Source organism: Pseudomonas sp. SYWMCR5 (assembly GCF_057197165.1).
Window position 1 is genome coordinate 37,280 of sequence record NZ_JBXUNH010000004.1, and the last position, 24,985, is coordinate 62,264.

At 65.1% G+C, this 24,985-nt stretch carries 28 protein-coding genes; 17 read left to right on the top strand and 11 right to left on the bottom strand.

Going from position 1 to position 24,985, the window contains the following annotated elements; genetic code table 11:
- Window positions 1-203: 203 nt before the first annotated feature.
- Complete coding sequence (locus AC2CGW_RS12755; protein WP_484574132.1) at window positions 204-1,145, top strand: MerR family transcriptional regulator; 942 nt, start codon at window positions 204-206, stop codon at window positions 1,143-1,145.
- Here the strand turns inward: AC2CGW_RS12755 and AC2CGW_RS12760 are convergent.
- The gene (locus AC2CGW_RS12760) at window positions 1,130-1,747 is read right to left on the bottom strand and encodes a hypothetical protein (protein ID WP_186667725.1); all 618 of its coding nucleotides are present in this window, start codon (window positions 1,745-1,747) and stop codon (window positions 1,130-1,132) included. The two genes, AC2CGW_RS12755 and AC2CGW_RS12760, sit on opposite strands and share 16 nt — an antisense overlap.
- Window positions 1,748-1,820: 73 nt before the next feature.
- Window positions 1,821-2,252 (bottom strand): PAS domain S-box protein, encoded by a 432-nt coding sequence (locus AC2CGW_RS12765; protein WP_484574133.1) that lies wholly within the window; start codon window positions 2,250-2,252, stop codon window positions 1,821-1,823.
- Window positions 2,253-2,344: 92 nt separating this feature from the next.
- Between AC2CGW_RS12765 and AC2CGW_RS12770 the strand changes: the two genes are divergently transcribed.
- The gene (locus AC2CGW_RS12770; protein WP_186667728.1) at window positions 2,345-2,800 is read left to right on the top strand and encodes a flavodoxin; all 456 of its coding nucleotides are present in this window, start codon (window positions 2,345-2,347) and stop codon (window positions 2,798-2,800) included.
- Window positions 2,801-2,844: 44 nt separating this feature from the next.
- Here AC2CGW_RS12770 and AC2CGW_RS12775 read toward each other — a convergent pair whose 3' ends face one another.
- On the bottom strand, window positions 2,845-3,729 hold the full coding sequence (locus AC2CGW_RS12775) for a LysR family transcriptional regulator (RefSeq protein WP_484574134.1): 885 nt from the start codon (window positions 3,727-3,729) through the stop codon (window positions 2,845-2,847).
- Between the two features lie 96 nt (window positions 3,730-3,825).
- Between AC2CGW_RS12775 and AC2CGW_RS12780 the strand changes: the two genes are divergently transcribed.
- The 4 genes from AC2CGW_RS12780 (at window position 3,826) to AC2CGW_RS12795 (ending at window position 7,003) form a co-directional block, all read left to right on the top strand.
- Entirely contained in the window at window positions 3,826-4,212 is a 387-nt protein-coding gene (locus AC2CGW_RS12780) for a CidA/LrgA family protein (RefSeq protein ID WP_186667732.1), read from the top strand.
- Window positions 4,202-4,888, top strand: coding sequence for an LrgB family protein (locus tag AC2CGW_RS12785; protein ID WP_186667734.1), 687 nt, complete (start codon window positions 4,202-4,204; stop codon window positions 4,886-4,888). The genes AC2CGW_RS12780 and AC2CGW_RS12785 overlap by 11 nt, the downstream gene beginning before the upstream one ends.
- A 176-nt stretch (window positions 4,889-5,064) precedes the next feature.
- Window positions 5,065-5,970 (top strand): alpha/beta fold hydrolase, encoded by a 906-nt coding sequence (locus AC2CGW_RS12790; protein WP_186667736.1) that lies wholly within the window; start codon window positions 5,065-5,067, stop codon window positions 5,968-5,970.
- Window positions 5,971-6,088: 118 nt separating this feature from the next.
- A complete protein-coding gene (locus AC2CGW_RS12795) occupies window positions 6,089-7,003 on the top strand; it encodes an SDR family oxidoreductase (protein ID WP_186721633.1) in 915 nt (304 codons plus the stop codon).
- 269 nt (window positions 7,004-7,272) lie between these two features.
- Here AC2CGW_RS12795 and AC2CGW_RS12800 read toward each other — a convergent pair whose 3' ends face one another.
- Window positions 7,273-8,049, bottom strand: coding sequence for an IclR family transcriptional regulator (locus tag AC2CGW_RS12800; protein WP_186667740.1), 777 nt, complete (start codon window positions 8,047-8,049; stop codon window positions 7,273-7,275).
- Window positions 8,050-8,248: 199 nt separating this feature from the next.
- On the opposite strand from AC2CGW_RS12800, the gene hmgA reads away from it, so the two are divergent.
- Genes hmgA through AC2CGW_RS12820 form a run of 4 tightly spaced genes read left to right on the top strand, consistent with a single transcriptional unit; the run spans window position 8,249 to window position 12,898 of the window.
- Window positions 8,249-9,550 carry a homogentisate 1,2-dioxygenase gene (gene hmgA, locus AC2CGW_RS12805; protein WP_484574135.1) on the top strand — a complete coding sequence of 434 codons (1,302 nt, stop codon included), beginning with the start codon at window positions 8,249-8,251 and terminating at the stop codon, window positions 9,548-9,550.
- 3 nt (window positions 9,551-9,553) lie between these two features.
- Entirely contained in the window at window positions 9,554-10,846 is a 1,293-nt protein-coding gene (gene fahA, locus AC2CGW_RS12810) for a fumarylacetoacetase (protein ID WP_288374294.1), read from the top strand.
- A gap of 12 nt (window positions 10,847-10,858) precedes the next feature.
- Window positions 10,859-11,485 (top strand): maleylacetoacetate isomerase, encoded by a 627-nt coding sequence (maiA, locus tag AC2CGW_RS12815; RefSeq protein WP_186667746.1) that lies wholly within the window; start codon window positions 10,859-10,861, stop codon window positions 11,483-11,485.
- Window positions 11,486-11,542: 57 nt separating this feature from the next.
- Entirely contained in the window at window positions 11,543-12,898 is a 1,356-nt protein-coding gene (locus AC2CGW_RS12820) for an MFS transporter (protein ID WP_186667748.1), read from the top strand.
- Here AC2CGW_RS12820 and AC2CGW_RS12825 read toward each other — a convergent pair.
- Window positions 12,887-13,693: a SirB1 family protein gene (locus AC2CGW_RS12825; RefSeq protein ID WP_186710692.1), complete on the bottom strand. Its 807-nt coding sequence runs from the start codon at window positions 13,691-13,693 to the stop codon at window positions 12,887-12,889. The genes AC2CGW_RS12820 and AC2CGW_RS12825 overlap by 12 nt on opposite strands.
- Window positions 13,694-13,816: 123 nt before the next feature.
- On the opposite strand from AC2CGW_RS12825, the gene AC2CGW_RS12830 reads away from it, so the two are divergent.
- Window positions 13,817-14,836, top strand: coding sequence for a Glu/Leu/Phe/Val dehydrogenase family protein (locus tag AC2CGW_RS12830; RefSeq protein ID WP_186667752.1), 1,020 nt, complete (start codon window positions 13,817-13,819; stop codon window positions 14,834-14,836).
- A gap of 61 nt (window positions 14,837-14,897) precedes the next feature.
- On the opposite strand, the gene AC2CGW_RS12835 is transcribed toward AC2CGW_RS12830, so the two are convergent.
- Window positions 14,898-15,161, bottom strand: a complete 264-nt coding sequence (locus AC2CGW_RS12835; RefSeq protein WP_186667754.1) for a YebG family protein — start codon at window positions 15,159-15,161, stop codon at window positions 14,898-14,900.
- Between the two features lie 256 nt (window positions 15,162-15,417).
- On the opposite strand from AC2CGW_RS12835, the gene AC2CGW_RS12840 reads away from it, so the two are divergent.
- Complete coding sequence (locus AC2CGW_RS12840) at window positions 15,418-15,891, top strand: phosphate-starvation-inducible protein PsiE (protein WP_186667756.1); 474 nt, start codon at window positions 15,418-15,420, stop codon at window positions 15,889-15,891.
- Window positions 15,892-16,047: 156 nt separating this feature from the next.
- Here AC2CGW_RS12840 and AC2CGW_RS12845 read toward each other — a convergent pair whose 3' ends face one another.
- From AC2CGW_RS12845 to AC2CGW_RS12865, 5 genes are all read right to left on the bottom strand, one after another.
- Window positions 16,048-16,347, bottom strand: coding sequence for a DUF3509 domain-containing protein (locus AC2CGW_RS12845; RefSeq protein WP_186667758.1), 300 nt, complete (start codon window positions 16,345-16,347; stop codon window positions 16,048-16,050).
- A gap of 158 nt (window positions 16,348-16,505) precedes the next feature.
- Window positions 16,506-16,850 carry an HPF/RaiA family ribosome-associated protein gene (locus tag AC2CGW_RS12850; protein ID WP_186667761.1) on the bottom strand — a complete coding sequence of 115 codons (345 nt, stop codon included), beginning with the start codon at window positions 16,848-16,850 and terminating at the stop codon, window positions 16,506-16,508.
- A 361-nt stretch (window positions 16,851-17,211) separates the two neighbouring features.
- Window positions 17,212-19,527, bottom strand: coding sequence for a TonB-dependent Fe(3+) dicitrate receptor FecA (gene fecA, locus AC2CGW_RS12855; RefSeq protein ID WP_484574136.1), 2,316 nt, complete (start codon window positions 19,525-19,527; stop codon window positions 17,212-17,214).
- A gap of 94 nt (window positions 19,528-19,621) precedes the next feature.
- Window positions 19,622-20,545, bottom strand: coding sequence for a FecR domain-containing protein (locus tag AC2CGW_RS12860; protein ID WP_484574137.1), 924 nt, complete (start codon window positions 20,543-20,545; stop codon window positions 19,622-19,624).
- Entirely contained in the window at window positions 20,542-21,036 is a 495-nt protein-coding gene (locus AC2CGW_RS12865; protein WP_186721645.1) for a sigma-70 family RNA polymerase sigma factor, read from the bottom strand. Before AC2CGW_RS12865 ends, AC2CGW_RS12860 begins: the two co-directional genes overlap by 4 nt.
- Before the next feature lie 178 nt (window positions 21,037-21,214).
- Here AC2CGW_RS12865 and AC2CGW_RS12870 point away from each other — a divergent pair, with 178 nt between their 5' ends.
- From AC2CGW_RS12870 to AC2CGW_RS12890, 5 genes are read left to right on the top strand one after another with little or no spacing between them, the layout of a single operon-like run.
- On the top strand, window positions 21,215-21,520 hold the full coding sequence (locus AC2CGW_RS12870) for a DUF3649 domain-containing protein (RefSeq protein ID WP_186667768.1): 306 nt from the start codon (window positions 21,215-21,217) through the stop codon (window positions 21,518-21,520).
- Entirely contained in the window at window positions 21,517-23,088 is a 1,572-nt protein-coding gene (locus tag AC2CGW_RS12875) for a PepSY domain-containing protein (protein WP_484574138.1), read from the top strand. Before AC2CGW_RS12870 ends, AC2CGW_RS12875 begins: the two co-directional genes overlap by 4 nt.
- A complete protein-coding gene (locus AC2CGW_RS12880; protein WP_186710704.1) occupies window positions 23,088-23,414 on the top strand; it encodes a DUF3325 domain-containing protein in 327 nt (108 codons plus the stop codon). The genes AC2CGW_RS12875 and AC2CGW_RS12880 overlap by 1 nt, the downstream gene beginning before the upstream one ends.
- The gene (locus AC2CGW_RS12885) at window positions 23,411-23,968 is read left to right on the top strand and encodes an RNA polymerase sigma factor (protein WP_054893490.1); all 558 of its coding nucleotides are present in this window, start codon (window positions 23,411-23,413) and stop codon (window positions 23,966-23,968) included. The genes AC2CGW_RS12880 and AC2CGW_RS12885 overlap by 4 nt, the downstream gene beginning before the upstream one ends.
- Entirely contained in the window at window positions 23,965-24,942 is a 978-nt protein-coding gene (locus tag AC2CGW_RS12890; RefSeq protein WP_484574139.1) for a FecR family protein, read from the top strand. The genes AC2CGW_RS12885 and AC2CGW_RS12890 overlap by 4 nt, the downstream gene beginning before the upstream one ends.
- Window positions 24,943-24,985: the final 43 nt, after the last annotated feature.

Consider the following 24,985-nt stretch of genomic DNA (forward strand, 5'->3'; position numbering starts at 1 on the left):
TTACGACGGGGCTGGCGGGTAGCCGGCCCCTTGGCCTGTGCCCGGGGTGGTGGGCGACGCAGGCGTGGATGCAAGAATCGGGCGCGGATTATCGCGTAAATTTCGTGACCGGTCAGTGTCGTGATCGAGCCGTTGCGCTGACCCCTGGCCGATCCCGGCGTAGAATGGCCACCACGAATCTACGAGACAGAGTTGCCACTCTCATGAAAGAGCCACAAGCGAGTGCCCTGATCGAACATGGGCTGGTGGATCAGGAGCTGTTTCCGATCCGCGAAGTGTCGCGCCTGACTGGCGTCAATCCGGTGACCCTGCGCGCCTGGGAGCGCCGCTACGGGCTGATTCAGCCGACCCGCACCGAGAGTGGCCATCGTCTCTATTCGCAGGCCGACATCGACGCCATCGAGAGCATCCTGGGTTGGCTGCGCCGTGGTGTCGCGGTGAGCAAGGTCGGCAGTATCCTGGCGCGTAGCCAGGTGCCGGCGGAGGGGGCCTGGGCCGGAAGCACGGTTGGCGACCGCTCACGCTGGCAGGCCCAGGTGCGCGAGGCCGTGCGCCAGTTCGATGCTGCGCAGTTGGGGCGGTTGTTCGAGCAGGTGTTTGCCAGCCATGCCCTGGAGCAGGTCTTCGGCGAGGTGTTCATGCCGGTATGGCAGGCCCTGCGCGCCGGCCAGGCGGGGTATGGGCAGGCCAGCGAGTGGCTGTTCCTCGATCAGTTCCTGCGCGCACGGGTGCTGTTGCGCCTGCAACTGGCGCCCGAGCCCAAGCGCCGTCGGATCCTGCTGTCACCGTTGTCGGCAGAATGCCAGGAACTCGAGTTGCTGGTGGCGGGACTGCTGCTGAGCAGTGACGAGGTAGCCGTCACAGTGCTGGCGCCAGGGCAGCCTGTCGAAGAGCTGGCGTTGGTCTGCGAGCGGTTGGCGCCGGATGCGCTGGTGCTGTACGACAACCATCGCCCGGCCAGCGACCTGGACAAGCGCCTGGCGCGTCTGGCGCAGCGGGTGAACTGCCCGCTGCTGCTGGCGGGCGAGGCTGCCGAAATGGCCCAGGACAGTCTCGAGGGCGGGCCGGTGGGCTGCCTGGGCGCCCAGGCCTTTTTGATGAAGCAGCGGTTGCGCCAGTTCCTCGCCGGTCAGATCGAGACCTGAGCGTGCAACTCTGGGTGCGCCTGGCGGTGGGCCTGGAGAATGTACTCACGCAGCCGGTCGATTTCCTCGTCCGGGCTGTGGCTGAGGTCGTAGGCCGCCAGGTCCGGGCCGATGCGGCGGCGCAGTGTGCCGTGCAGTTCGATCGGCTCGATGCCCGGTGGAGCGAAGAACAGCTCGAAGTGGCTGGGTGCCTGGGCCTGGCCGTTCACTTGCAGCAGTACCCCTTTGAACGAGATATCGCGCACCCACAGCTCGCTCTGCGTGCCGCGGGCGTCGACCAGTGCCGCCGGCTGATCCAGCGACAGGCGCCAGGGCCGCAGCATCGGGCCGTCTTCGTAGATTTCCGGTGAGCCCAGTTGCAGGTGCAGGGCGTGAAACTCGTCTTCGACCAGTTGCAGGGGAATGCTGATCTGCTGGTTGTTGAATTGCGCCTGCAGCGTTACCTGCTCGTTGGCCACCAGGCGGGTGAGCAATTGCTGCAGACGACGATCGCCATTGACCAGCAGGCTCGAGGTGGGATCGGCCAGGTTCAATTGGGGCGTATGCTGCATGTCCTGAATGAAATCCAGCTCATCCTGAGTAAGGAGGGCGTCTGCTTGCATGATCGGACTCGGGTCGGGCGTCGTCGGTGGGTTCTTCATTGCCATGGACTGTGCCCGGGGCGTTTGGTTCAGGTCATTGGACGGATGGTTGCCCGCCCAGTCGGGTGTGTGCGTCGGCCAGCTCGCGTTCGAGTTCGACCTGACGGCTGACATCCTTCTGGATGCCGATGAAATAGGTGCGTTGATCAGCCTCGTTGTACACCGGGGTGATCGACAGTTCGTTCCAGAACCCACTGCCGTCCTTGCGGTAGTTGCGCAGTACCTCGCGACACGGCCGACCTTCGGCCAGGGCCTTGCGGATACGGGCGCGACCCAACTGGTGGCGATGGTCGCCCTGGAGGAAGCGGCAGTCCTGGTAGAGGATCTCGTCGCGCGCGTAGCCGGTGAGGCGTTCGAAGGCCGCGTTCACGTAGATCAGGATGGTGTCGTCACCTTCCTGTTCGGCGACCACGATGCCGTCGTTCGACGCGTCGATCATGGCGTGCAGCAGTTGCGCGTTGATCATGTTCCTGGCCATGGGAGTCAAGTGGAGCGGCCTTTTGCCACTGTCGAATGGTAGTATCCTACGTTTTCACTCAGTTTCGGAATCCTCTCCTGATGAAAGTCGCCATTATTTCAGGCTCGGTCTATGGCACCGCCGAAGAAGTCGCCCGTCATGCCGAATCCTTGCTCAAGGCTGCCGGGTTCGAAGCCTGGCATGCGGCGCGTGCCACCCTCGACGATCTGCGCGGTTTTGCCCCCCAGGCGCTGCTGGCGGTGACCTCGACCACCGGGATGGGTGAGCTGCCCGACAACCTTATGCCGCTGTACAGCACCATTCGCGATACGCTGCCGGGCGAGTGGCGCGGTTTGCCGGGCGCGGTGCTGGCCCTGGGCGATTCGAGCTATGGCGACACCTACTGCGGCGGGGGCGAGCAGATGCGCGAGCTGTTTGCCGAACTGGGCGTGCAGGAAGTGCAGCCGATGCTGCGACTGGATGCCAGCGAGACCGTCACCCCGGAAACGGACGCCGAGCCCTGGCTGGCAGAGCTGGTGCAACGGCTCAAGGGGTAAGCCCCGGGTTCTGCGCGATCGTTTCGTGAGCGGCGCTTCGCCGCTCACTCTCCCTTTCGCTCCCGCACCAACGCCAGCCACGCCTGTGCCGCTCGCGACAGGTACGCCCCGCGCCGCCAGATGAAGGCGATGTCCCAGCGTAGATGATCCGGCTCCACCAGCGGCACCCTCACCACACCATCACGCTCCAGCCCACGTGCCACCACGCTGGGCAGCAGCACCACGCCCTGTCCGGCGGCCACCAGCGCGGTGAGGAAATCCGCCTGGCCGCTGCGCCCTCCTTCCTTCGGGGTGAAGCCGGCCTGTTCGCAGGCGCTGAGCAGTTTGTCGTTGAGCATGAAGCTGCGGTGATACAGCAGGAACGGCGTATCGGCCAGTTGGTGCAGGCTCACGCCGTCGCGTTCGGCCAACGGATGATTGTCGGGAAGCAACGCATCGAGCGGTTCGTTGCAGAACGGTTGGTAGTCGAAAGCCGGGTCGCTCGGGGTGACACTGCCACCAAGTTCGAGTTCGCCACTTCTGACGCCCTGTTCGACGATCCGGCTGCCGCCTTCAACCAGGTGAACGCTGATGTTCGGATAGCGCTGCCGATATTCGGCGAACAGGCTAGCGAACAGGGCCTCCCCGCCGACCACCGGCAAACCCAGGCGCAGTTCGCCACGGGCCATCTGGCTCAGGTCGTCGAGCTCGGCCAGCAACTCATGGCGCTGGCGCAGCAAGGCTTCGCCGCGTTCGAGCACGATGCGTCCGGCAGCAGTGAGGTGTAATTGCGAGCTCTGGCGCTCGAGCAGAAGCTGGCCGAGGTCTTCCTCGAGCTGGGCCACCTGCTTGCTTACCGCCGACTGGCTGATGTGCAGCGTCTGTGCGGCCTGGGTGAAACCGCCCCGGTGAACCACTTCGATAAAGCTGCGCAGCTGCTTGAATTCCATTGCGTGAATTCCAGATTGGAATGGATAACAGTCTAACAATTCGCTTTTGGCCTTGGCAGCGGCTTTTTAAAATGGGGCATCCCGAGGAAACCCATCATGAAAGCCACCGTATCGAATGCGTTGCCCCGCCTGCTCGCCGAGCTGTGCGCGCTGTTTGTCCTGTACTTCGTGGGCGGTCAACTCGTCGCCTGGCTGGGCTGGCCGATCCCGGCCGGAGTCATGGGCATGGCGCTGTTGCTGATGCTGTTTGCCGTGGGGGCCTTGAAGCCCGGAACCTTGCAACGTGGCGCCGGTTGGCTGATGGCGCAGATGCTGCTGTTTTTCATCCCGGCGCTGATGAGCCTGCTCGATTACGGCAGCCTGATGCGCAGCGAGGGGTGGCGCATCCTGCTGGTGATCGCCCTGAGCACCCTGGTGGTGATGGTGGTCACGGCGCTCACGGTCGAACTGGTCTGCCGCTGGAGCCTGCGCCATGAAGCTTGAACCCATGTCGCTGTTCTGGCTTGCGCTGACAGTGGCGGCCTACCTGTTCAGCCGCTGGCTGTATGGGCGCACTGGCCGTTATCTGCTGTCGCCGCTGGTGCTGGTCCCGGCGCTGCTGCTGGCGGTGGCAATTCCGCTGCACACCGCCTACGCCGAATATGCTCGCAACACACATTGGCTGATCGGTGTGCTGGGGCCGGTGACCGTGGCCTTCGCCGTGCCGATCTGGCAGCAGCGGGCGATGCTGGCACGACATTGGCCGGCGCTGTTGCTGGGGATGCTGGCGGGCAGTTTGGCGTCGATCAGCAGTTCCTGGGGGCTGGCGCACCTGCTGGCGCTGGATGAGTCGGTCAGCCTGTCACTGGTGCCGCGCTCGATCACCACGCCGTTCGCCATGCCGCTGGCCCACGACCTGGGCGGCGTGCCCGAGCTGACGGCGGTGTTCGTGATGTTCACCGGTGTGCTGGGGGCGGTGTTCGGCGGCCTGCTGTTGCGCGTGCTGCCGTTGCGTACGTCACTGGCGCGCGGCGCACTGTTTGGTGTCGGTGCCCATGGCGCCGGGGTCAGCCGCGCCCATGAAGTGGGCGGGGAGGAGGGCTCGGTGGCGGGGCTGGTGATGGTGCTGACCGGCCTGCTCAACCTGTTCGCCGCGCCATTGCTCGCCTGCCTGCTATGACCGTTCGTGCCAGTGTCCTGCAAGGTCATCAAGCTGGCTGCCAAGGTAAGTTCCGCCATTCAAGGCGCTGACTAGACTCAGCCTCGACACAGAGAGCACATGCAAGTGCCGAGGTGACATGCAATGAACGCAGCCTTGCCCTATACCGTCAACACCTGATCAGCGGGACGATTCCGATGCCTTTGGCCGAAATTCCATTGTGCGTCTGGCGTACCCGGGGACAGAGTTTTTCCTTCCGGGGCCAGAGCATCCGTTACTGGACAGCGGGGCAAGGAGAGCCCTTGCTGCTGTTACATGGCTTCCCAACCGCCAGCTGGGACTGGCACTACCTGTGGGCGCCCTTGGCGCAGCGCTTTCGCGTGGTGGCCTGCGACATGCTTGGCTTCGGCGACTCGGCCAAGCCTGCCGACCACGAGTACAGCCTGATGGAGCAGGCCGATCTGCAACAGGCGCTGCTCAAGCACCTGAGGATCGAACGGCCGGTGCACCTGCTGGCCCACGACTACGGTGGCAGCGTCGCCCAGGAGTTGCTCGCGCGTCATCACGAAGGACGCGCCGACATCGCCAGTTGTGTCTTTCTCAACAGTGCGCTGTTCCCCGAGCTGTGTCCGTTGCTGCTGGTGCAGAAACTGCTGCTCAGCCCGCTGGGCTGGCTGGTGGCGCGTTCGTTCGGGCGGGATGATCTGGTGCGCAATGTCAGCCAGGTCTATGGCCCTTGCACCCACCCCAGCGAAAGCGCGCTGGACGATTGCTGGAGCCTGATGGTGTCGAACCGCGGGACGCGCATCCTGCACAAGTTGATGGCCTATGTGCCGGAGCGGCAGGCACAGCGACAACGCTGGGTCGGTGCACTGCAGGCGGAGGGGGTGCCGTTGCGCCTGATCAATGGTGCGGTCGACCCGCTGTCGGGTGCGCATATGGTCGAGCGCTACCGGCAACTGGTGCCTGATCCCGATACCGTGGTGCTGCAGGGGATCGGCCACTATCCGCACACCGAAGCGCCGGTGCAGGTGCTGCGTCATTACCTGGCGTTTCGCGAGCAGCCCCTGCGCTATATACCGCAGCGGGTTGCCTGGTCCTGAGCGCGGCGATCATCGCCCTGTGTTATCGCCTGCCATTCAGCGTCACTGCGCTTGATTGTCCGCTGCCGATGGCTGTCGGACACTCCAGGTATCCCAACCCTTGCCTGGAGCCTTGAGCATGAGCGAGCCGGTAAATCTGCAAGACCGCGTAGTGATCGTCACGGGGGCCGGCGGTGGCCTGGGCCGGGCCCACGCGCTGCTGTTCGCGGCCCGTGGTGCACGTGTGGTGGTCAACGACCTGGGCGGCTCGACCCATGGCGAAGGCGCCAGCGCATCGGCGGCCGACCGGGTGGTGGAGGAGATCCGCGCCGCTGGCGGCACGGCGGTGGCCAACCATGACTCGGTGGCCGAGGGGGCGCGTATCGTCGAGCAGGCGCTGGACAGTTTCGGGCGGGTCGATGTGCTGGTGAACAACGCCGGCATCCTGCGCGACAAGACCTTCCACAAGATGGACGACGCCGATTGGGACCAGGTCTACCGGGTTCATGTCGAGGGTGCCTACAAGGTGACCCATGCCGCCTGGCCGCACCTGCGCGAGCAGAACTGGGGACGGGTGATCTTTACTGCCTCCACCTCCGGCATCTACGGCAATTTCGGCCAGGCCAACTATGGCATGGCCAAGCTCGGCCTCTACGGGCTGACCCGCACCCTGGCCATCGAAGGCCGCAAGCATGGGATTCTGGTCAACGCCATTGCGCCCACTGGGGGCACGCGCATGACCGAAGGCCTGATTCCGCCGCAGGTGTTCGAGCGTCTCAAGCCTGAACTGATCAGCCCGGTGGTGGTGTACCTGGGCAGCGATCAATGCGAGGACACGGGGCAGTTGTATGAAGTGGGTGGGGGCTGGGTTGGCAAGGTTCGCTGGGAAAGAAGCCTTGGTGTCGGATTTGATCCGATCACCGGCTTCACGCCTGAACAGGTTGCCGCGCAGTGGGGGCAGATCGGCGATTTCGAGGGGGCGATTCATCCACAGGATACGTTGCAGGCCTTGCAGCAGATGATGGCGAATCTGCGGCAATATCCGCAGGGGTAGCGTGCTTCGGGCGCAAAAAAAGGCCGCTGCGCAGGCAGCGGCCAATCGAGACGTCAGATCAAGGAGCTTCAAAATCAACGTCGTTCACACGTGGCGGCCCGAACGACGGGGGAGTGCCTTTCGCGCCAGCCAGTGAAGACAGAATAAGCCTCTGATCCCACGGGAAAAATAGCCCTGGGTGACATTCACCTTTACGTTTCGGGTAAAAGTGCCCCAAAAGCAGTCAGGCCGCGTCACGACAGTGCGGGGCCTTGAAACCCCGGCCCGGCTCAGGCTTCGTAGCCCATCCGCCAACTGACAGTCTGCGCCGCGGTCAGCAACTGCCGCGCGGCCGGGCCATCTTCATCGGCATGGAAGATCGACGTCGGGCCAACGACCGTCATCACCGCTGCAATCTGGCCCATGGCGTTGAACACCGGCGCCGACAAGGCATCCACCCCCGGCATCAGCAAACCGTGAACATGGTGCAGGCCGCGTGTGCGGATCTGCGTCAACAGGTCCATGTAGTCCTCGACCCGTTGCCCCCGTGCGGCCAGTTCTCGGTCGCGCAACTCGATGGTTTCCCGCTCTGGCAGATGGGCGGCGAATACCAGCCCGGTGGAGGAACTCAGCAGGGGCAGCACCGAGCCGATCTGGGTCACCACCGTCACGGCGCGCACCGCAGGCTCGATGTTCACCACGGTTGCACCCTGGTTACCCCACACGGCGATGAAGCAGCTCTCGTTGAGCGCGTCGCGCAATTGCGACAGCGGCAGGGCAGCGACCTTCAGCACATCGATGCTGCCCAGCGCCGCCATCCCCACGCGCAAGGCTTCGCGCCCGAGCCCGTAGTGATTGGTCGCCGCATCCTGCTCGGCGAAACCGCTGGCGATCAAGGCCTGCAGGTAGCGATGGACCTTGCTGGCGGGCATCTGCACATGTTCGGCCAGGCGCGACAGCGAGGTGGAGGGCGACAGTTCGGCCAGCGCCTTGAGGATGTCAGTGCCGACTTCAGCGGAACGGACCTTCTGTTTGCTGTTGTCAACTGCGGTTTTGTCTCTGGACATCGTAAGACGCTTCCGGAATTCATTCTGGCCGACTTTATAGCTTGACGCCCCTTACCGAGCAAATTACGTTATTCGTAATCGGATTACGATAAATATAAATTCAGATGCGCTGTGTATCCCCTGGCAGTGGTCGGTCCGTCCGCCGATTCGGGGCTGCAGCTCTCTGCCATCAACGGCTCCACCGAGCCCGGAGGCCCCGATGACCCGCGACACCTCCCCCGAACTCAGCTACCTGAGCGGCTTCGGCAACGAATTCGCCAGCGAAGCCTTGCCCAGCGCGCTGCCGGTCGGGCAGAACTCGCCACAGAAAGCACCCTATGGGCTGTACGCCGAGTTGCTGTCAGGCACCGCCTTCACCATGGCGCGCAGCGAACTGCGCCGCACCTGGCTGTACCGTATCCGCCCCTCCGCGTTGCACCCGCGCTTCGAGCGCCTGGCGCGTCAGCCACTGGTCGGCCCGCTAGCTGCGGCGAACCCCAATCGCCTGCGCTGGAACCCGCAGCCAATCCCGTCCGAACCGACCGACTTCATCGAGGGCTGGTTGCCCATGGTGGCCAATGCGGCCGCTGACAAACCGGCCGGGGTGAGCATCTATATCTACCGCGCCAATCGCTCCATGGAGCGGGTGTTCTTCAACGCCGACGGCGAGTTGCTGCTGGTGCCGCAGCAGGGGCGGCTGCGCATTGCCACCGAACTGGGCGTGTTGCAGGTCGAGCCGCTGGAGATCGCGGTGATTCCACGTGGCATGAAGTTCCGTGTCGAGCTGCCTGACGGCCAGGCGCGCGGCTATATCGCCGAGAACCACGGCGCGCCATTGCGCCTCCCGGACCTGGGGCCGATCGGCAGCAACGGCCTGGCCAACCCTCGGGACTTCCTCACTCCCGTTGCGCATTACGAAGAAGCCCGTGGCCCGGTGCAGCTGGTGCAGAAGTTCCTCGGCGAGCACTGGGCCTGCCAACTGCAGCATTCGCCGCTGGATGTAGTGGCCTGGCACGGCAGCAACGTGCCGTACAAGTACGACCTGCGCCGCTTCAACACCCTCGGCACGGTCAGCTTCGACCACCCGGACCCGTCGATCTTCACCGTGCTGACCTCACCCACCAGCGTGCACGGCCTGGCCAACATGGACTTCGTGATCTTCCCGCCGCGCTGGATGGTGGCCGAGAACACCTTCCGTCCCCCATGGTTCCACCGCAACTTGATGAATGAGTTCATGGGTCTGATCGACGGCGCCTACGATGCCAAGGCCGAGGGCTTCCTGCCCGGTGGCGCGTCGCTGCACGGGGTGATGAGCGCCCACGGGCCGGACGCCGAAACCTGCGACAAGGCGATCGCCGCCGAGCTGGCGCCACACAAGATCGACCACACCATGGCCTTCATGTTCGAGACCAGCCAGGTGCTGCGCCCGAGCCAGCAGGCCCTCGAGAGCCCGCAACTGCAGGCCGACTACGACAGTTGCTGGGCAACGCTGCCGAGCACCTTCAATCCGAACCGGAGATGACCGATGAACCAGACCGCCACTGCCCGTAGCTGGGTCGAACACGCCAACGGGCACCGCGATTTCCCGCTGCAGAACCTGCCGCTGGGCATCTTCAGTCGTCCGGGCCAGGCGCCGCGCTGCGGCGTGGCCATCGGCGACGCCATCCTCGACCTGGAAGCCGCGCTTGCCGCCGGTGTGTTCGAGGGGGCGGCCAAGGCTGCTGTCGAGGCCACTCGCGGCGGCGCCCTGAACGCCTTCTTCGCCCTCGGCCGTCCGGCCCGGGTGGCCCTGCGCGAGCGCTTGCTGGTTGTACTCGGCGAGCACAGCGAGCATCAGGCCGTGTTGCAGGCGGCACTGTATCCTGCTGGCGAATGCACCTTGCACCTGCCGGCCCGGGTCGGTGACTACACGGACTTCTACGTCGGTATCGAGCACGCCAAGAACGTCGGCAAGCTGTTCCGTCCTGACAATCCACTGCTGCCCAACTACAAGCACGTGCCGATCGGCTACCACGGCCGTGCCTCGACCTTGCGCCCGTCCGGCACCGACGTGCGCCGCCCCAAGGGCCAGACGCTCCCGGCCGGGCAGACCGAGCCGAGTTTCGGCCCATGCGCGCGGCTGGACTACGAACTCGAGTTGGGCATCTGGATCGGCCAGGGCAATGACATGGGGCAGCCGATCGCAATCGGTGATGCGGCCGAGCACGTGGCTGGCTTCTGCCTGCTCAACGACTGGTCGGCGCGCGATATCCAGGCCTGGGAGTACCAGCCGCTGGGGCCGTTCCTGTCCAAGAGCTTCATCACCAGCGTCTCGCCCTGGGTGGTGACCGCCGAGGCGCTGGAGCCGTTCCGCTGTGCGCAACCGGCACGTCCGGAAGGCGATCCGCAACCCCTGCCTTACCTGCTCGACCAGCGCGACCAGGCCGGCGGCGCCTTCGATATCGAACTGGAAGTGCTGTTGCTGACCGAGCGCATGCGTGACGAAGGCTTGCCGGCGCACCGCCTCACACTGAGCAACACCCGCAGCATGTACTGGACCGTGGCACAGATGGTCGCCCACCACAGTGTCAACGGCTGCCAGTTGCAAGCCGGTGACCTGTTCGGTTCGGGCACCTTGTCCGGGGCCGTGCCGGGCTCGTTCGGCAGCCTGCTGGAGATCACCGAAGGCGGCAAGCAACCGGTGCAACTGGCCAATGGTGAGGTGCGCAAGTTCCTCGAGGACGGCGACGAAATCATCCTGCGGGCGCGTTGCGTGCGCGATGGCGTGGCCAGCATCGGTTTCGGCGAATGCCGTGGCACGGTGGTCGGGGCCAACTGAGAGGGCAGGGCGATGGAGCTGTTCACCTACTTCCGTTCCACCTCTTCTTACCGGGTGCGCATCGCCTTGGCGCTCAAGGGCCTGGATTATCAGGCCCGGCCAGTCAACCTGCTCAAGGGCGAGCACCGTGCTGCGGATTACCTGGCGCTCAACCCCCAGGGGCGGGTACCGGCCCTGCGCACGGACAGCGGCGAATTGCTGGTGCAGTCACCAGCGATCATCGAATACCTGGAAGAGCGCTTCCCGGGCACGCCGCTGTTGCCCCAGGGCGAGCAGGCCCGCGCGCGGGTGCGCGGCGTTGCGGCGATCATCGGTTGCGACGTGCACCCATTGCACAACGTCAGCGTGCTCAACCAGTTGCGCCAACTGGGGCACGATGAAACCCAGGTCAATCAGTGGATCGCCCACTGGATCGGCCAGGGGCTGGCGGCGGTGGAGCAACTGATCGGCGATCAGGGCTTCTGCTTTGGCGATACGCCGGGGTTGGCGGATGTGTACCTGCTGCCGCAGGTGTACGCGGCCGAGCGGTTCAATGTGGACCTGGAGGGTTACCCGCGCATTCGCCGGGTCGCCGCCCTGGCTGGGGAGCATCCAGCCTTCGTCAAGGCACACCCGGCGAACCAGCCGGATACGCCCTGACCACCGGGTCGGCATTGCCCCCGCACCTCTACAACAAAAACAACCAGGTACCTTGCGATGCACAACCAGATAGCCAGCTTTCGCGCGGCCCTCGATGGGCGTCCTGTGTCCTCCTACCAGTGGCGCCTGCTGGCGCTGCTGATCCTGTTGCTGGTGACCGACGGCTATGACGCCCAGGTGCTGGGCTACGTGATTCCGGCCCTGGCCCAGGACTGGGGCCTGGAGAAGGCAGCGTTCGGGCCGGTGTTCAGCGCCAACCTGCTGGGGCTGACACTGGGCTCGCTGGCCGTCACCCCGTTGGCCGATCGCTTCGGCGTGCGCAGGGTGCTGCTCTGGTGCGTACTGCTGTACGCGAGCCTGACCCTGCTGATGGTGTTTTCCACATCGCTGAACAGCCTGATGCTGGCGCGCTTTCTTTGCGGGATCGGCATGGGCGGGGCGATGCCCAGTGCGATGGCGCTGATGGCCGATTATGCACCGCCGCGCCTGCGCACCTTGATGGTGACCCTCGCGGCCTGCGGCTTCTCCCTCGGCGGCGCGGCGGGGGGCTTCGTCGCGGCAGGCTTCATCGACAGGTTCGGCTGGGAGGCGGTGTTTCTTGCCGGTGGCGTGGCGCCGCTGCTGCTGTTCCCCTTCCTGGTGATGTTCCTGCCCGAGTCCTTGCCGCGCCTGTTGCGCGATGCGCCTCCCTACGCCCGTCTGCAACGCCTGGCTGCGCGCATGCTACCCGGCTGGCAAGTACCTGCGGCACAGGGTGCGGTGGATGAACCGGCGGCAGACAAACTGACCGTGTTGGGCTTGTTCCGCGATGGCTTCGCCCGGCCGACGCTGCTCATCTGGGGCACCTTCTTCGTCAGCCTGATCCTGCTCTACTTCATGATCAGCTGGTTGCCGTCGCTGTTGCTGGAGAGCGGGCTGGCGCTCAAGCATGCCAACCTGGTGACCTCGCTGTTCCTGTTCGCCGGGACCTTCGGCGCGATATGCCTGGCCTGGTGCGCCGATCGCATGGTCAACAAGGTCAGGCTGCTGGCGGCGGTCCTGTTGGGCGCTGCGGTCTTCAGCGTGCTGGTCGGGCTGAACCACGCCGATCCGCGCTGGTTGGTGCCGAGCGTGTTCGCTGCAGGCTTCTGCATCATTGGCGGGCAACTGACGCTCAATGCCTTCGTCAGCAACTTCTACCCGGCTCAGGTTCGGGCGACCGGCACCGGCTGGGCGTTGGGCGTCGGGCGTTTCGGTTCGATCCTCGGGCCGTTGTTCGGCAGCCTGCTGCTGGCCATGCACATGCCGGTGGAGTGGATTTTCTTCTTCTGCGCGATTCCGGCAGTCATCGCGGCGCTGCTGATCAGCCAGGTGCGTGCGCCGGGCAAGCAGGCCGATACGCAGGCGGCCAAGGTCGATGCGCTAGTGGATTGAACGGTTTGTCGAAGGCAACTGGGCGAGGCGCTCGCCCAGCTTGAGGCGCTGCACCGGATCGTCGCTCAACAGCAATGCGTGCTCCAGGTCGAAGCGCTCGGCCTGGGGGCAGTCCAGGTGCTGGTAGAGGGTGGCGCGGGCCAGATAGTCGGCGACCTGCACTGGCCCTAGTTGCATCACCCGTTCAGCGTCGATCAGCGCAGCCAGGTCGTTGTCGTTGCTACTGTGCAGCTGGCGCAGGTTGCGCGACAGGCGCTGTAGCATCTGCATCGGGCTGGCGCTATGCAGGTGTTCGGCGGTCAGGGTCATGTGCGGGCCGTACTGGCGGTTGAGTAGTTCGCGGCAATCCGCGGGGTACAGGCGTCGACCGCCGCAGGGGTCGAGCAGATGATCGGCGCCGGGCACGCGCAACAGGAAATGGCCAGGAAAGTTCACCCCCTCCAGTGGGATAGACAGGCGCTGCGCCATCTCCAACGCCAGGATCGCCAGCAGCAACGGCTGGCCTCGACGGCGTTGCAGCACCTTGTCCATCAATGCTGCTTGCGGACGTAGCGGGTGGTATTCGTCCTGCTGGAAGCCCAGGGCATTGAGCTGGCGCAGCAATGGCTGGGCGAGTTCGCCGACGGGAAGCATCGGCAGGCGTGCGTTGATTTCTCGATGCAGGTCGTGCAACTGCGCAAGGTTGGCGGCGGGATCGACCTCGCGGTCATGCTCGGCGGCGATCCAGAGGGTGGCTTCCAGCAGGGCGACCGGGGTGCGGTCGAGGCAGGCCAGGCAGGCTTTACGTGGGTTCATCGGACTTCTCCACACACACTAGATTTTTAGCTCCGGTGCACCGATTCGTCCAGTGGTCCGCCCAGGCCCTGGACCGTCGCGGGCTGCCTATACTGATGGGAGCACCTTGTGGGGAGCCCGTCGATGTTCGCGCTCATGCAAAGCACCCGTACCCAGTCCCTGCACCTGTGGAACGACCCTGCCACCGGCTTGAAAGCCGTGGTGGCGATTCATAGCGAGCATCTGGGGCCAGCCATGGGGGGCTGTCGCTACCTGCCGTACGCCGACGATGAAAGTGCGATGACCGATGCCATCCACCTGGCCCAAGGCATGAGCTACAAGGCGGCCCTGGCCGGGCTGGCGCTGGGCGGCGGCAAGGCGGTGATCGTGCGCAACCCTCATGTGGAAAACCGCGCAGCGCTGTTCGAGGCGTTCGGGCGTTTCGTCGACAGCCTGCAAGGGCGCTTCATCACCGCCGTGGACAGCGGCACCTCGACGCTGGACATGGACTGCATCGCCCAGTCCACCCCTCATGTCACCAGCACCACGGCCTCGGGCGACCCTTCACCGCACGCGGCCATGGGCGTGTTCGCCGGCATTCGCGCCACCTCGATGGCACGGCTGGGCAGCGATAATCTCGAGGGGTTGCGCGTGGCGGTGCAAGGGCTGGGCAATGTGGGCTATGCACTGGCCGAGCAGTTGCGTGCGGCAGGGGCAGAGTTGCTGGTCAGTGACCTCGACCCCGGGCGGGTGAGGCTGGCGGTGGAGCAGTTCGGGGCGCATCCGGTGACCAACGATGCGCTGATCAGCACGCCCTGCGATATCTTCGCGCCATGCGGGGTAGGGCCTGTGCTCAATGGCCAGAGCGTGATGACGTTGCGTTGCGCGGCGGTGGCCGGCGCCGCCAATCATCAGTTGACCACCTTGCAGGTGGCCGACCAGCTCGAGAGCCGCGGGATTCTGTACGCCCCGGACTACGTGATCAATGCCGGTGGGCTGATCTATGTGGCGCTGACCCACCGAGGCGCTGACCTGAGCACCATTACCGCGCATCTGGCGCGCATCCCCACGCGCTTGACCGAGGTGTTCGCCCATGCCCAGGCCGAGAAACGCTCGCCTGCGCGCGTGGCGCAGATGCTGGCGGAGCGGCTGTTGTACGGTTGAGCGGACAGCGCCAGCATCCACGCCGCCGTGTACAGTCGGCGCAGATGCTGCTGCAGGAGCCTTACTCGGCTGCCTCGCCTTCGAGCAGCTCGGCCAGCGCATCGGGCTGGCTCTTGAATGCCCGGGCGAACACGTCGCGGTTCTTGGCCATGTAGATGCCCGCTTCCTCGACCTGCTGCTCGCTCAGCGACGGCACGGCCTTGTGCAGTACTTCGGCCAGCCGTTCGGCCAGCTCGAGCATCTTGTCGTGACGGTCTGCTTCGGCCTTATCCATGAACAAGCGCTCCGGGTCGCGGCTGCTGCGGTACACCACTTCGACGGCCATTCATCACCTCTGTGCCTTTTGGGTATGTGAGTTGGATAACAGCTGTATCTTTATACAGTGTCGAGCATAGCGGATTCTTTGGCAATCGGATAGTGGCGTTCTGATTTACCCGGATGCACGCGGCGAAGCATAGTTCATAGGTGCCTTGCGGCAATCGGTCACCTTCCAAGTACGGGGCCTGGCCCTTTAACTGCATGTCAAAAGCGTCACATCGGTGGCGCATCATCCTTCATGTCGTATCGAGGAATCCTGCATCGTGAAATCCAAATGGCCAGAAAAGCTGCGCAAGGGCCTGCATGCGCCCGCCGACGCACTGGGAAATCTGTTCGTCGAATCGTTCCACTACCTGGCCCTGTTCGGCATCGGTGCGATCACGGCCTATGCCGCCGTGGCGACCTTCATCGAGATGCTCGAGAAGGGCGGCATCAGTGTCGATGACATTCTGCTGCTGTTCATCTACCTGGAGCTGGGGGCCATGGTGGGGATCTACTTCAAGACCAACCACATGCCCATCCGCTTCCTGCTGTATGTGGCGATCACCGCACTCACACGCCTGCTGATCGGCGATGTCTCGCACCACAAGGCGCCGGACGTGGGGTTGCTGTACGTGTGTGGCGGCATCCTGCTGCTGGCCTTCGCGATCCTGGTGGTGCGTTTTGCCTCGTACCGCTATCCGTCGACGCGGGTGATCGATGCCAGCGGCAAGGATATGGATGACGGCAAGGTCTGATCCATCCGGCAGCGACTTGGGCAAGCTGGACGGCTGGGTGATGGGAAATACTTACTGCGCGGGCGCCTTGCTCAATGGCAGCGCCTACACTCTGGCGCCCGCACTCTGAAGTGCTGACGTCGTGGTTGCAGCATCGCTGCGACCTGCCGATTCGCTCTATCGAGCGACCCCCGCACCCCGCCAGACCTGATCCCGTCCTGCACTGTCGGTCATCCCCGCCAGCACTTGCAGGGCATCTTCCCCTTGTTCGATGGCCAGCCCCAGGCGAATGCTGTCCACCACCCGGCGCAGGCGCGTCGGGTCATTGCGTTGGGCGGCGCTGATCAGTCGCTTGGCGACCACGCCGGTATCGTTGGAGAGGGTCAGCATGATGCTGCCGTCGAGCCGCTCGATGCTCAGGTTGACCCGGTAGTACGGGGCGAAGGCGTCGCTGATGAGGTCGAAGGGATTGGTCATGGGCTGGCATCTGCAAAGAATGTTCACCGATTGACCGGGAGACAGCAGGGATGGTTCAGCGACGTTGATCAATTGATGCAGTGTGTGGCTTGTGCCGGCCTGGAACCCTGGAAACGAAAACGCCCGGTGCCAGGCACCGGGCGTCTGTGTGTCACCGATCACTCTTCTTCGGTTTGCTGCACCACGCTGCGCTTGCTGCGCAACTTGCCGTAGAAATGTTCCAGCGCGTTGTTCAGCTTGCTGGCCGCACCGTCGATCGCGTGGTCCAGCGAGGTGGCGGTATGGCTGACGGAAATCGGTTGATGACCTTTGGGGCGAGCCTCCATCTGGCAGCGTTTGTCATGCGGGCCGGGCTTGTCGCCGTTCTCGTCACGCAAGTGGACCTCGATGCGGGTAAGGTCGTCCTCGTAGCGCTGCAGCGTGCTTTCCAGCGTACTGCGGACCCATTCGTTCAGACGGCTGCTGCTGTCGATATGGTTGCTGCTGTTGACCTGGATTTGCATGATTCAATCCTTATTCAGCTTGCTCGCATGGAGGCGTGCCTAGGCCCTTGAGGCCCTTGGGGAAAGCATCGCCTCTTGACTCTAAGGTCAGGGATTGGCGCGCCGAATTCAAGCCCCTTTTCCGATAAATTTTTTGTAGCAATTCGCAGGGTTAACACTGTTGATGCAGGAGCGACTGTCTGGTTCAAAATCTAAAGGCCAGCCCAGGCTCCCTGTGGCAGCGGCGGTTCGCCGCTGTGACTTGCCCACGAACACGGGCGTAGCCCGTGCCAGACAGCGCGGTGTCTTTTTCGCGGGCAAGTCGGGGCGCCGAACCGCCGCTCCTACAGGTACCGCACTGGTACTGAGGACCGTGCCATCGTCAGAACGCGACCGAAGTCTGCACATACAGCGTGCGCGGCTCGCCCACGTACTTGCCCTTGTTGTTGTCGTCGAACGAACGGGTGTAGTACTCGCGGTTGAACAGGTTCTTCACCCCCACCGCCACCTTCAGGCTCGACAACTGCGGCCCGAAGTCGTACCCGGCGCGGGTGCTGACCAGCATGTAGCCCGGTATCCGTCCGGTGCTGCCATCGGCGCTTTCGCTGGCGGTGTTGGCGTTGTCGGCGTACTGGCTGCTCTGGAAGCTGCCATCCAGGTTCAACTGCCATGGCCCCTCGGTGTAGCCGAGCCCCAGCGTGCCCTTGTGGCGCGAGGAGAACGGCACCTGATTGCCCTTGTTCGGGCCGTCCTCGCGGATGGTGGCGTCGACGAAGGCGTAGCTGGCGTGCACATCGAAGCCGGCCAGCGCCGGGCTCAGTCCGTCGAGGGCATAGCGCACGCTGGTCTCGATGCCCTGGTGGCGGGTTTCGCCGCGGGCGATCACCGAGTCGTTGGTCTGGTTGCTCTCGTACTGGTTGTCGAAGTTGATCAGGAAGGCGCCGATCTCTGCCTGCAAGTCGCCGCTGTCGTAGCGGGTGCCGACTTCCCAGGTGCGCGCCTTTTCCGGCTTCACTTCGCCGCTGCTGACACGGTTGGGCATCTGGCTGTACTGCACGCTGCCGAACGAGCCTTCGGTGTTGGCGTAGAGGTTCCAGGTGTCGGTCAGGTGGTACATCACGTTCAGTGCCGGCAATGCGGTGTTGTAGCTGCCCTGGTAACGCTGGTTGCTGAGCTTGTTGCTCTGCTCGGAGTCGATCATCTCGTAGCGGATGCCGGGGGTGATGGTCCAGCGGCCGATGTCGATGCGGTCGTCCAGGTAGATCGCGTGGGCTTCGGTGGCGCCACGGGTGTCGCGGTCGTTGCGGCTGGCGGTGGTCGGCAGGTTGCCGGTCACAGGTTCACGGAAGCGCAGTTCGTGGCCGGCTTCGTTGATGTAGCGGTAGCCCACGCCCAGTTCGTGCCAGCTGTCGCCCAGTGCAACACCTTGCGAGAAGCGGGTCTCGATGCCACGTACCCAGTACTCGCGTGGCGACAGCGAGACGAAGCTGCCCTGGTCGAGGTAGCCGCTGCGCAAGGTCTTGGTGAAGAAGCTGTTGACGCTGAACTGGCGGTCGTCCTGCTTGTAGTCGTAGCCGAAGTTGACCAGGGTGCGACGGCCCCAGAACTTGTCCTTCAGGCGGGTCGACTGGTACGGGTCTTCATCGAACGCCGCCTTGCTCAGGCCGCCGGGCATGTCGGCCTCGCCCTCGTAGTACTGAGCCATGGCGTGCAGGCTGTTGGCCTCGTCCAGTTGCAGCTTGCCTTTGAGAATGAGGTCGTCGATCTGGGTGTCGCTGTGTTCGCGCCAGTCGCCGCCGCGGGTGCCGGAGTAGAGCAGGGCGCCACCCAGGCCGTTGTCGTTGGTGCCACCGACCAGCAGGTTGGCGCTGTTCTTGACGCCGTCGTGGCTGGACGAGGGGCTGATCTGGTTCTGCATGGCGGCCTTGAAGGTCGCCTCTTCGGGGATGGCACGGGTGACGAAGTTGACGATACCGCCGACGTTCTGCGGGCCGTAACGCACTGCGCCGCCGCCGCGCACCACATCGACCGCATCCATGTTGCCCAGGCTCAGCGGGGCCAGCGACAGCTGTGGCTGGCCGTAGGGGGCGAAGGGGACCGGGATGCCGTCCATCAGCACCGTGGAACGCGAGGCCAGGCGCGGGTTGAGGCCACGGATGCCGAAGTTCAGTGCCAGGTCGTGGCTGCCGGTGCCGTTGTTTTCCGGGGCATTGACGCCGGGGATGCGGTTGAGCACCTCACGGGCGTTGTTGGCGCCACTGCGCTCGAACGCTTCGCGGCGGACCACGTCACGTGCGCCGGGGTGTTCGAAGACGTTGTCCTGACGTGCCTCGGCCAGCCAGTCGCCAACCACGGTCGAGGCACCCAGCTCGATTGCCGCATCGCTGCCGGAAGTGGCGAGCGGTTGCAGGCTGTAGGCATTGTCGGCCTCCTGGCGCGCCTGCAGGCCGCTGCCATGCAGCAATGCCTCCAACCCTTGCTGCACGTCGTACTGGCCTTCCAGGCCGGGGCTGCGCAAGCCTTGGGTGACACTGGAGCCGAACGAAATCAGCGCACCGCTTTCGCGGCCGAACTGGTTGAGGGCGTCTTCCAGGGTGCCGGGCGCGATGTGATAGGCGCGCGGTTCGGCAGCCTGGGCGAAGTTCAGGCTGGTGGCGAGCAGCAGGGCGATGGCGAGAGGCGTGGGGCGCAGGGGCATGGGGTTGGGTCCTGTCAGGAGGGTTCTGCCTGCTCTGTCACGCGAGGGAAGCGAAATGGCTCAGGTTGGAAGAAAAATAGTTGTCGGCACAGGCTCAAACCGCCTCGACCTTGACCCAGTACCGGGTGAACCGCCGCACCCGCACCGGCAGCGCCACCTCCAGCATCTCCAGGATCCGTTCGCTGTCATCCAGCGGGTACGACCCGGAAATCCGCAGCCCTGCGACCTGCTCGCTGCAGCCCAGCTGTCCGTGGCGATAACGTGACAGCTCGGCGAGAAACTCGCCCAGGCGCATCTGCGAGACCACCAGCATCCCATCGACCCAGGCGCCGATGTTGCGATCCAGCGCGCCGATACCTTCCCAGTGGCCCGCTGCCAGACGGGCTTGCTGCCCCGCGAGCAGCACCTGGCCCTGTAGCCGAGCCATGCCGCTGAACACCGAGACCTGGCTGAACCCCTCGAACTGGCGCACGTTGAAGCGGCCGCTTTCGAGTTGCAGGCTGCCATCGTCGGTGCGCAACACCAGCGGGCGGGTATCGCGGGCGACGTCTAGCGACAACTCACCGTCGAGCAGGTGCACGTAACGTTGCTGCCCATCGAACCGCACATCGGCGGCGCTGCGGGTGTTCAGTCGCAACAGGCTGCCGTCGTCCAGCGGCAGGCGTCGGCGCTGGCCCACGGGGCTGCGGTAGTCGGCCATCAGCCCTGGCAACGGATTGTGCGATTGCAATCCCAGCCCGGTGGCACTGGTCACGCCCGCCAGCAGCAACGCCTTGAGCGCGCGACGCCGGGCCGGGGAGGGTGGTGCCTGCAAGGTGGCGTGCACCACGGGCGAGGTCGCGCCACGCAGACGCTGGTTGACCTGCTGGATATGCGCCCAGGCGCGCTGGTGTTCGCCGTCCGCCTGCAACCAGTGTTCGAGTGCCTGCTGCTGGACCGGGTCGAAATCGGCCCCCTGGGATTCGATCAGCCAGTGCACCGCCTGCTCGGCGACCTGGGGCGAGATGCCTGCGCTCACAGGGCGAAATAGCAGCGCAGGGCTGCCTTGTGCAGGTAGCGTTTGACCGTCGCCAGGGAGATACCCAGTTCACGGCCGATCTCGGCTTGGCCCAGGCCATCGACCTGGGCCAGCAGGAAGGCGCGTTTGACCAGCGGCGGCAGGCCATCGAGCAGGCGGTCGAGTTGGAGCAGGGTTTCGAAGATCAGCGCCTTTTCTTCCTCGCTTGGCGCCAGGCGCTCGGGCACCTGGGCCAGGGCTTCGAGGTAGGCGCGCTCCAGCTCCTGACGGCGGAAATGGTTGCACAGCACGCGCTTGGCGACGGTGGCGAGAAAGGCCCGGGGCTCGATCAACTGTGGGGTGTCGCGAGCCTGGAGCAGGCGCACGTAGGTGTCCTGGGCCAGGTCGGCGGCGCTCTGCGGGCAGCCCAGGCGACGGCGCAGCCAACCGGTCAGCCAGTTGTGGTGGGCGTGGTAGAGGCCTTCGACGGTGGAGGAGAGGGCACTGGACACCGAGGTGACTCCGGCGTCCGATGACGCGATTGGGAGTAAGAATTGTTCGCATTATATTCAGGGTGGTGCGGTGTCGCAATCCTGTTGGGCCGGGCACAGCTCATCCCCAATCTTTGCTTATGAGAATTGAAATCATTACTATTGCACCCCTCTCAACCTGTCCCCGGACCGTCGCCCCATGAAAAGCAAAGCCGCCGGCCTGCCCCTGAGCTACCGCCTGGCCGTGACCTCGCGCAGCCTGGCTGCCTTGCTGGGTGGCTACCTGCTGGCCTCGGCGGCCAGCGTCTGCGTCAGCCTGCTGATGCCCGGCGCCCAGGTCGATGCGGCACTGACCGGGATGATGCTGTCGTTCGTGTTCTATCTGCTCGCCTTCATCTGGTGCTTCGCCTGCCGCAGCGCATGGCGCGCCTGGCTGGGCGTCTTGCTGCCAAGCCTCGTGCTGGGCGCGATCGGCGGGCTGGCTTATTGGATGAAGAACCCATGAAAGAGGGCTTCCGCCAGGCCATGGCCTGGCTGCACACCTGGACCGGCCTGATCTTCGGCTGGCTGTTGTTCGCCATCTTCCTCACCGGCACGCTTGCCTACTTCAAGGAAGAGATCAACCACTGGAGCAAACCGGAGATCCACAGCCATCCGCTGAATCCGGCGGCCAGCCTGGAGATGGCGCAGCGCTACCTGCAAGCCAACGCCGCCGATTCCAGCACCTGGTTCATCCGCCTGCCCAGCGAGCGCGAGGCGGCGCTGAGCGTCGGCTATCGCGACCCCAACGCCGGTGGGCGACGCGGCTTCATCAGCAAGGAACTGGACGCGGCCAGCGGCGAGATGGTCGAGGGCCGCGACAGCCGTGGCGGCGACTTTTTCTACCGTTTCCACTTCCAATTGGAGATGCCGCACCCCTGGGGGCGCTGGCTGTCGACCTTCTGTGCCTTCATCATGCTGCTGGGGCTGGTGACCGGGATCATCACCCACAAGAAGATCTTCAAGGAGTTCTTCACCTTCCGCCCCGGCAAGGGCCAGCGCTCCTGGCTCGATGGCCACAACGCCATCGGCGTGCTGGTGCTGCCCTTCCACCTGATGATCAGCTACAGCAGTCTGGTGATCTTCATGTACATGGTCATGCCTGCCGGGATCATGGCCAGCTATGGCAGCGCCAACGGTTACTTCAACGACCTGTTCGGCCGCGACGAAGTGCCGAAGGTGGCTGGTGTGGCCGCGCCGCTGGTCCCCCTGTCGAGCCTGTACGCCAAGGTCCAGGAGCAGGCGCCAGGCGCGCGCATGGGCTTCATCCAGGTACAGAACCCTGGCGACCAGAATGCCCGCGTCACCTTGAGCCGTGCCTCGGCCGACAGTGTCGCGTACAAGCGCAGCGCCAACTGGACCTTCGACGGTGCCACCGGTGCACTGCTCACCCAGGGTGCGCCGGAAAGCGCGGCGATGATGACCTCCTTCACCTTCGTCGGCCTGCACATGGGCAACTTCGCCGGGCCCTGGCTGCGCTGGTTGTACTTCGTCTTCGGGGTCGCCGGCACGGCGGTGATCGGCACTGGCCTTGTGATGTGGCTGGGCAAGCGTCAGCTCAAGCATGCCAAGAGCGAGCGCATGCCCGCGGAGCTGCGCCTGGTCGAGGTGCTCAACATCGCCAGCATGAGCGGCCTGCTGCTGGGCGTGGCGGCGTTCTTCTGGGCCAATCGCCTGCTGCCGGTCGGGCTGCAAGGGCGGGCCGACTGGGAGGTCAATGCGTTCTTTCTGGTCTGGGCACTGTCGCTGCTGCACGCCATGCTGCGCCCCGGGCGTCGCGCCTGGGGCGAGCAGTTGGCGCTGGGGGCCCTGGTGTTCGCTGCGTTGCCGTTGCTCAATGCCGTGACCACAGGCCAAGGCCTGGATCATTCGCTGATCGTCGGTGACTGGGCGATGGCTGGGTTCGATCTCACGGCCCTGGCCACCGGCCTGTTCCTCGGCTGGGCGGCCGGCAAGATGCTGCGCGCGCCCAAGCCGGTCGCCAAGCGCTCGGCCAAGGTCAAGGCCCGCGCCGAAACCGTGGAGGCGAGTTGATGCTGAGCCTGGCCCTGTTCACCTTTGCCGGCCTGGCTGCCTTGTGCCTGGCCATGGAAAAACACTTCTCCGACCTGCTGGGTCGCAAGCCGCGGCAGGCCCAGTTGCGTGCCTTGCGCATCGTCGGCTGGCTACTGCTGGTGCTGTCGGCGGTACTGGCCGTGCACCTGCGTGGCTGGGCGCTGGGGCTGGTGGAGTGGACGGCCGTGTTGATGGCCGGGCTGACCCTCTGGGTGTTCGGCCTGCCGTACCAGCCACGCCTGCTGCTGAGCCTGGCGGCGGCGAGCCTGGTGCTGGCGCCGGTCGTGGCGGTGTTTGGCGCGTGAGCGAGCCTGACCTCGACGAGGCCGGTGGCCGGGCGCGCTTCCTGCAGGTGTTCCTGGCCCAGCGCGGACGCATGGAGGCGCTGGTCAGCCGGCGCGTCGGCTGTCGTGCCACGGCCTCGGACCTGGTCCAGGAACTGTTCCTGCGCTTCTGGCGTCGGCCTGCGGTCAAGGTCGAGGCGCTCGACACCTACCTCTTGCGCTGCGCCGGCAACCTGGCGATCGATCACCTGCGCAGCGAGGGCAGTCGCGGTCGTGTCACCGAAGGGCTGTCGATCAGCGACGAGGCGCTGTCGGCCCAGGCGCCAGAGCAGGCGCTGGAGGTCGATCACGATCTACGGCGCATCGAGCAGGCGCTGCGCGCCTTGCCGGAACGTACGCGACAGATCTTCCTGCTCAACCGCATCCATGGCTGCAAGTACGGCGAGATCGCCAAGGCCATGCAGGTGTCCCAGAGTGCGGTGGAAAAGCATATGATGCGCGCCCTCGAAGCGTGCAAGGCGAGTGTCGCCGAGCCCGCTACCCCATTGCGCAGGCCAGGGAGCGACCGTCGATGAGCCAGCCCTATCCGATCACCGCCGAACAGTCGCGCATGGCCCTGGGCTGGCTGAGCCGCATCAACGAGCATCCTCCGGCAGCCGAAGGCGCCGAGTTCAAGCGCTGGTTGCTGGCCGATCCTGCGCACCGCGCCGCTTATGCCGAGGCCCTGGCCGTGTGGCAACTGAGCGAAGCACCCGCCGCGCACCTGGCTGAAGAGGAACGCGAGGATCTGGAGCAGTACCTGCAGGCCATGCGTCGGCCGAAAGCCCGCTGGGGGCGGCGTGGCGGGGCACTGGCGGCAGCGGCCTGCCTGGTGCTGACACTGGGCAGCCTGGCCGGTTGGCAGCCGCAATACTGGCTGCAGGACCTGCGTGCCGACTATCGCAGTGATGAGCATGTGCGCCAGATCACCCTGGCCGACCAGTCACGCCTGACCCTGGATGCCAACAGCGCCGTGGTGGTGGATTTCGACCATGGCGAGCGGCGCGTACACCTGCTGCGTGGCGCGGCGTTCTTCGAGGTGACCCACACCGGTGCGCCGTTCCTGGTCGATGCGGCGGGCGGCGAAGTGCGGGTGCTGGGCACTCAGTTCGAGGTACGCGGGCAGGGCGACGGCGCCCAGGTTACCGTGCGCAGTGGACGGGTGGCGGTGACACCGATTGCCGGTGCCGTGGCGCGTGAGCTGACCGCCAACCAGCAACTGACCTACGCCGAGGGCGCGGCGGGGGCGATCAGTGCCGTGGACAGTGACAGTCGCCTGGCCTGGCGCCAGGGCTGGCTGAACTATTACCAGGTGCCGCTGGCGCAGGTGGTCAAGGACCTGGAGCGGTATTACCCGGGGCGCATCCTGCTGCTCGACGATGCCTTGGCGCAGCGCAAGGTCAGCGGCAGTTTCCCGGTGGAGGAGCCCTTGCTGGCGCTGGCGTCGCTGGGCAAGGTCATGGGCTTCGTGCCGCAGACGCTGTTCGGGCGGGTGACGGTGGTGCGCTGAAGCCGACCCCATAACGGCAAAACCCCACCGGCACCCTGGTGCC

Excerpts from the sequence above, each read along its gene's own strand:
- AC2CGW_RS12845 (WP_186667758.1), bottom strand. The coding sequence starts at position 16,347 with ATGACCAATCCCTTCGACCTCATCAGCGACGCCTTCGCCCCGTACTAC.
- AC2CGW_RS12790 (WP_186667736.1), top strand. The coding sequence starts at position 5,065 with ATGCCTTTGGCCGAAATTCCATTGTGCGTCTGGCGTACCCGGGGACAG.
- AC2CGW_RS12820 (WP_186667748.1), top strand. The coding sequence starts at position 11,543 with ATGCACAACCAGATAGCCAGCTTTCGCGCGGCCCTCGATGGGCGTCCT.
- AC2CGW_RS12760 (WP_186667725.1), bottom strand. The coding sequence starts at position 1,747 with ATGCAAGCAGACGCCCTCCTTACTCAGGATGAGCTGGATTTCATTCAG.
- AC2CGW_RS12830 (WP_186667752.1), top strand. The coding sequence starts at position 13,817 with ATGTTCGCGCTCATGCAAAGCACCCGTACCCAGTCCCTGCACCTGTGG.
- AC2CGW_RS12775 (WP_484574134.1), bottom strand. The coding sequence starts at position 3,729 with ATGGAATTCAAGCAGCTGCGCAGCTTTATCGAAGTGGTTCACCGGGGC.
- AC2CGW_RS12850 (WP_186667761.1), bottom strand. The coding sequence starts at position 16,850 with ATGCAAATCCAGGTCAACAGCAGCAACCATATCGACAGCAGCAGCCGT.
- AC2CGW_RS12770 (WP_186667728.1), top strand. The coding sequence starts at position 2,345 with ATGAAAGTCGCCATTATTTCAGGCTCGGTCTATGGCACCGCCGAAGAA.
- hmgA (WP_484574135.1), top strand. The coding sequence starts at position 8,249 with ATGACCCGCGACACCTCCCCCGAACTCAGCTACCTGAGCGGCTTCGGC.
- AC2CGW_RS12780 (WP_186667732.1), top strand. The coding sequence starts at position 3,826 with ATGAAAGCCACCGTATCGAATGCGTTGCCCCGCCTGCTCGCCGAGCTG.
- AC2CGW_RS12825 (WP_186710692.1), bottom strand. The coding sequence starts at position 13,693 with ATGAACCCACGTAAAGCCTGCCTGGCCTGCCTCGACCGCACCCCGGTC.
- AC2CGW_RS12835 (WP_186667754.1), bottom strand. The coding sequence starts at position 15,161 with ATGGCCGTCGAAGTGGTGTACCGCAGCAGCCGCGACCCGGAGCGCTTG.
- maiA (WP_186667746.1), top strand. The coding sequence starts at position 10,859 with ATGGAGCTGTTCACCTACTTCCGTTCCACCTCTTCTTACCGGGTGCGC.
- AC2CGW_RS12890 (WP_484574139.1), top strand. The coding sequence starts at position 23,965 with ATGAGCCAGCCCTATCCGATCACCGCCGAACAGTCGCGCATGGCCCTG.
- AC2CGW_RS12765 (WP_484574133.1), bottom strand. The coding sequence starts at position 2,252 with ATGATCAACGCGCAACTGCTGCACGCCATGATCGACGCGTCGAACGAC.
- AC2CGW_RS12870 (WP_186667768.1), top strand. The coding sequence starts at position 21,215 with ATGAAAAGCAAAGCCGCCGGCCTGCCCCTGAGCTACCGCCTGGCCGTG.
- AC2CGW_RS12880 (WP_186710704.1), top strand. The coding sequence starts at position 23,088 with ATGCTGAGCCTGGCCCTGTTCACCTTTGCCGGCCTGGCTGCCTTGTGC.
- AC2CGW_RS12795 (WP_186721633.1), top strand. The coding sequence starts at position 6,089 with ATGAGCGAGCCGGTAAATCTGCAAGACCGCGTAGTGATCGTCACGGGG.
- AC2CGW_RS12755 (WP_484574132.1), top strand. The coding sequence starts at position 204 with ATGAAAGAGCCACAAGCGAGTGCCCTGATCGAACATGGGCTGGTGGAT.
- AC2CGW_RS12875 (WP_484574138.1), top strand. The coding sequence starts at position 21,517 with ATGAAAGAGGGCTTCCGCCAGGCCATGGCCTGGCTGCACACCTGGACC.
- AC2CGW_RS12800 (WP_186667740.1), bottom strand. The coding sequence starts at position 8,049 with ATGTCCAGAGACAAAACCGCAGTTGACAACAGCAAACAGAAGGTCCGT.
- fahA (WP_288374294.1), top strand. The coding sequence starts at position 9,554 with ATGAACCAGACCGCCACTGCCCGTAGCTGGGTCGAACACGCCAACGGG.
- fecA (WP_484574136.1), bottom strand. The coding sequence starts at position 19,527 with ATGCCCCTGCGCCCCACGCCTCTCGCCATCGCCCTGCTGCTCGCCACC.
- AC2CGW_RS12785 (WP_186667734.1), top strand. The coding sequence starts at position 4,202 with ATGAAGCTTGAACCCATGTCGCTGTTCTGGCTTGCGCTGACAGTGGCG.